At 71.7% G+C, this 3,491-nt stretch carries 5 protein-coding genes; 3 read left to right on the top strand and 2 right to left on the bottom strand.

What is annotated here, in order from left to right:
- Positions 1-18 precede the first annotated feature (18 nt).
- On the top strand, positions 19-654 hold the full coding sequence (locus PKE44_RS03360) for a c-type cytochrome (protein WP_324548259.1): 636 nt from the start codon (positions 19-21) through the stop codon (positions 652-654).
- Positions 655-679: 25 nt separating this feature from the next.
- Here PKE44_RS03360 and PKE44_RS03355 read toward each other — a convergent pair whose 3' ends face one another.
- Positions 680-1,201 carry a nitroreductase family protein gene (locus tag PKE44_RS03355; RefSeq protein ID WP_324548258.1) on the bottom strand — a complete coding sequence of 174 codons (522 nt, stop codon included), beginning with the start codon at positions 1,199-1,201 and terminating at the stop codon, positions 680-682.
- 18 nt (positions 1,202-1,219) lie between these two features.
- Complete coding sequence (locus tag PKE44_RS03350) at positions 1,220-2,026, bottom strand: outer membrane protein assembly factor BamD (RefSeq protein ID WP_324548256.1); 807 nt, start codon at positions 2,024-2,026, stop codon at positions 1,220-1,222.
- 108 nt (positions 2,027-2,134) lie between these two features.
- On the opposite strand from PKE44_RS03350, the gene rluD reads away from it, so the two are divergent.
- Both rluD and PKE44_RS03340 read left to right on the top strand, forming a co-directional pair.
- Entirely contained in the window at positions 2,135-3,148 is a 1,014-nt protein-coding gene (gene rluD / locus PKE44_RS03345) for a 23S rRNA pseudouridine(1911/1915/1917) synthase RluD (RefSeq protein ID WP_324548255.1), read from the top strand.
- Positions 3,145-3,491 (top strand): laccase domain-containing protein (locus PKE44_RS03340; RefSeq protein ID WP_324548254.1); only part of this gene is annotated, 347 nt, incomplete at its 3' end. The genes rluD and PKE44_RS03340, both read left to right, overlap by 4 nt.

The raw sequence follows: 3,491 nt of genomic DNA, 5'->3' as shown, positions 1-3,491 counted from the left end.
CGAGCCGGGGGGCGGGGCATGCGGTATGCCGTCGCCGCGCTGTGGCTGCTGCTGGGGGCGGCGGCGCATGCCGACAGCGCTCCGGTGCTTGCGCGCGCGCAGGCGCTGCTTGCCGAAGCCCGGGCGAATCCGGGCGTGCAGGCCGATCTGCTGGAGCGCGGGCGCGAGCGCTCGGCCTTCTGCGCGGCCTGCCACGGCGCCGGCGGGGAATCGACGCGAGCGGATTATCCGGACCTTGCCGGGCAGTCGATCGAGTATCTGCTCACGCAGTTCGGCCAGTTCCAGGGGGCCGAGCGCTATCGCAAGGTCATGAACGACCTGATGGCGAAGCTCACGGACGACGAGAAGGCGCTGCTCGCCGTCTATTACGCGCTGCAGCCGCCGCAGCCGGAGCCGGCCGCCGATGCCGCGCTGGTCGCCAGCGGGGCGAAGCTGTACGCGGCGCGCTGCCAGAGCTGCCACGGCGCCGATGCGCACGGCAAGGACGGCCGGGCGCGGCTCGCGGGCCAGAAGCCGGGTTATCTGCTGCGCGTGCTGAACGACTTCCGCCAGGGCCACGACCGCTCGCCGGATTCGGTGATGCGCTCGATGGTGCAGGGTCTGTCCGAGGCCGACGTGCAGGCGCTCGCGAGCTTCCTCGGCGCGCAGCCCTGAGGCGTTGCCGCCGCCGCCGGCGGCCTCAGCGGAAGCTGACGACTTCCGCGAGCCGCCGGCGCGGCGTCGGCACCGGCAGTTCGGCCGGGTAGCCGACCGTCATCAGCGCCACCGGCTGCAGCGCCGGGTCGAGGCCGAGCAGGTCGCGCACGGCCTGATCGTCGAAGTAGCCGATCCACGCCGAGCCCATGCCGGCAGCGACGATCGCAAGCTGCGCGTAGGCGGCGGCGATCGTCGTGTCCTGCAGCGCGTACAGGCGTTCGCCGCGTTCGCCGAACTCGGCACCCGAGCGCACCGGATCGGCGCAGAACACCAGACATACCGGTGCCTCGGCGATGAAGCCCTGATTGTCGGCCGCGACCGACAGCGCCCGGCGCTCATCGGCGTCGCGCACGACGACGATGCGGTAGGCCTGCAGGTCACCGGCCGACGGAGCGGCGCAGGCCATCTCCAGGATCGCGTGCAGGCGGGCCTCGTCGACCGGCATGTCCTGCTGGTAGATGCGCACCGAGTGACGGTGACGGACGGTCTCGAAGAAATCCCACATGCGCGGCGCGCCTCTCTGTCAGCCCTTGCCCGGCGCCGTGCCGACCAGCGTCGTCAGCTTCGGGATGTCCGGATTCTGCGGATCGTTCTTCTGCAGCACGCGCAGCGCATCACGCGCCAGCTCGGGCAGGCCCATGGCCGTGTACGAGCGCACCATGATCACCAGCGCCTCGGTTGCCGCCGGGCTGCTCGCGTAGTTCTCGACCACGTACTTGGCGCGGTTGACGGCGGCGACGTGTGCGCCGCGGCTCTGGTAGTGGCGCGCGACGTTGAGTTCGTAGCTGGCGAGGTTGTTGCGAAGGAACAGCATGCGCGCGCGCGCATCCGGCGCGTAGCGGCTGTCCGGGAATTTGGTGACGAGGTCGTTGAAGTCGGTGAAGGACTGCAGCGCCGCCGAGGCATCGGTGCGCGTCGGGTCCGGCGGCATCAGGCGGTCGAGCGGACCGCTGGCGCGGTTGTAGTTGGTCAGGCCCTTCAGGTAGTAGACGTAATCGACGTAGGGGTGGCGCGGATAGGTCTTGATGAAGCGATCGGCCGCGGCCACCGCTGAATCGGGTTCGCCGTCCCGGTAGTATGCGTAGACCGATTCGAGCTGCGCCTGCTGCGCGTAGCGCCCGAACGGGTAGCGTGCCTGCAGCTTGTCGTAGTAGCCGATGGCCCTGGTGTAATCGCCGTTGTTCAGCGCGTCCTTGGCCTCGCTGTACAGTTTCGCCGCCGACCAGTCGCGGGTCTCGTCGGCTTTCTCCGACAGCCACGAACAGCCGGGCGCAAGCAGGGCAGCGGCCAGGACGGTCGCGAGGCGAAGACGCAGGAAGCGAGCGGACATTCGGCTGATCTGTACGAGGTGACGGGGCGGCCGAGTATATCTTGCGCCCCCGAACGAAGACCATGCCTGCACCCCGGGCCGCCTCTCGCCCCCTGTCCGAGCCGTTCCATGCCCGAATTTGAACGCATCGACTGCCTGATCCCGCCGGAGTGTGCCGGCCAGCGCCTCGACCAGGCGCTCGCCGCGCTGCTGCCGGATCACTCCCGCGCCCGCCTGCAGCAGTGGCTGAAGGACGGCACGCTGACCGTCGACGGCAGGCCCGCGAAGCCGCGGGCGCTGGTGCTCGGCGGCGAGCGCGTCAGCGGCGCGTACGAGCGCACCGAAGTCATCGCCGACCGCCCGCAGGACATCCCGCTGGCCGTGCGCTACGAGGACGAGGACATCCTGGTCATCGACAAGCCCGCCGGGCTGGTCGTGCATCCGGCCGCCGGCAACCCGGACGGCACGCTGGTCAATGCGCTGCTGCACCACGCGCCGGTCACCGCGCAGCTGCCGCGCGCCGGCATCGTGCACCGGCTCGACAAGGACACCTCGGGGCTGCTCGTCGTCGCCAAGAGCCTGCGCGCGCATACCGCCCTGGTCGAGCAGTTGCAGGCGCGCACGATGGGCCGCGAGTACCAGGCGATCGCCTGTGGCGTGCTGGTCTCGGGCGGGCTCGTCGACGTGCCGATCGCCCGCCACGGCACCGACCGCAAGCGCATGGCCGCCACGCCCGGCGGCAAGCCGGCGATCACGCATTTCCGCGTGCGCGAGCGCTTCCGCGCCCACACGCATCTGGCGCTGAAGCTCGAAACCGGCCGCACGCACCAGATCCGCGTGCACATGGCCTTCATGCACCACCCGCTGCTCGGCGATCCGGTCTACGGCGGCCGGCTGCGGCTGCCGCCGGGCTGCAGCGACGAACTCGCGACGGCGCTGAAGGGCTTCCGGCGCCAGGCCCTGCACGCGCGCCGGCTGACGCTGACGCATCCGGGCAGCGGCCGGCGCCTGAGCTGGAGCGCGCCGACGCCGCCCGATCTCGCCGCGCTGCTCGACGTGCTGCGCCGCGACGCCGGCCTCGACGGGCTCGATGCACGCGCCGGCGTCGATGCCGATGGCGTCGAATGGGAGTACGTCGAATGAGCGGGGAACCGCTTGCCCTGCTGCAGCCGGACTGGCCGGCGCCGGCGAACGTGCGCGCCGCGGCGACGACGCGCCGCGGCGGGGTCAGCCGCGGCCCGTACGCCGCCCTCAACCTCGGTGATCACGTCGGCGACGATCCGGCCGCGGTCGCCGAGAACCGGCGCCTGCTGAGCGCGGCGCTCGGACTGGCGCGCGCGCCGGCCTGGCTCGAACAGGTGCACGGCTGCGCGGTCGCCGCGGCCGAAACCGTGCATGCGCCGGTACGCGCCGACGCCGCGATCACGCGCACGCCCGGCGTGGCCTGCGTGGTGATGACGGCCGACTGCCTGCCGGTGCTGTTCTG

This window comes from Plasticicumulans sp., assembly GCF_035331805.1.
Classification (GTDB): Bacteria; Pseudomonadota; Gammaproteobacteria; order Competibacterales; family Competibacteraceae; genus Plasticicumulans.
Note: the sequence above shows the minus strand (reverse complement) of the source record. Positions and strands in the feature narration are given on the sequence as shown.

What these genes read in the sequence shown, in the direction of transcription:
- PKE44_RS03360 (WP_324548259.1), top strand. Translation starts at nt 19, where the DNA reads ATGCGGTATGCCGTCGCCGCGCTGTGGCTGCTGCTGGGGGCGGCGGCG.
- PKE44_RS03355 (WP_324548258.1), bottom strand. Translation starts at nt 1,201, where the DNA reads ATGTGGGATTTCTTCGAGACCGTCCGTCACCGTCACTCGGTGCGCATC.
- PKE44_RS03350 (WP_324548256.1), bottom strand. Translation starts at nt 2,026, where the DNA reads ATGTCCGCTCGCTTCCTGCGTCTTCGCCTCGCGACCGTCCTGGCCGCT.
- rluD (WP_324548255.1), top strand. Translation starts at nt 2,135, where the DNA reads ATGCCCGAATTTGAACGCATCGACTGCCTGATCCCGCCGGAGTGTGCC.